This window comes from Vibrio sp. M260121, assembly GCF_036533715.1.
Classification (GTDB): Bacteria; Pseudomonadota; Gammaproteobacteria; order Enterobacterales; family Vibrionaceae; genus Vibrio.
The window spans coordinates 1-484 of record NZ_JATABF010000127.1 but is presented as its reverse complement, the minus strand read 5'-3'; the positions used below and the strand labels follow the sequence as shown (position 1 = coordinate 484).

Genomic DNA, 484 nt, shown 5'->3' with positions numbered 1-484 from the left:
CCAGAGGCGTGATACAGCATCTGGCCATCGATGCCACTGGTCTCAAGGTTTATGGCGAAGGTGAATGGAAGGTCAAAAAGCATGGTACTGATGGGAAGCGCAGAGTCTGGCGTAAGCTACATTTAGCAGTGGATACCAGCACCCACGAAATAGTCGCAGCAGAGCTGAGTTTATCTAACGTTACCGATGCCGAAGTGCTTACCAACCTACTTAAGCAAACACGTCGAAAAATCATTGAGATATCAGGTGATGGTGCTTATGACACAAGACATTGCCATGATGCAATACGTATAAAGCGAGCGGTTCCGCTCATCCCGCCAAGGGAAGGAGCAGCCTTCTGGGAACAAGGACATCCTCGCAATCTGGCGGTAGGTTGCCAGAAGCTATACGGCTCCAACAAGAAGTGGAAAAAGCGGTATGGTTATCATAAGCGCTCGCTCTCAGAGACAGCAATGTATCGGGTAAAACAGTTGTTAGGTGGGAA

At 49.0% G+C, this 484-nt stretch carries 1 protein-coding gene; it reads left to right on the top strand.

What is annotated here, in order from left to right; translation table 11 throughout:
* On the top strand, positions 1 to 484 hold a 484-nt coding region (locus QTO06_RS25425; protein WP_331410360.1), incomplete at both ends, for an IS5 family transposase.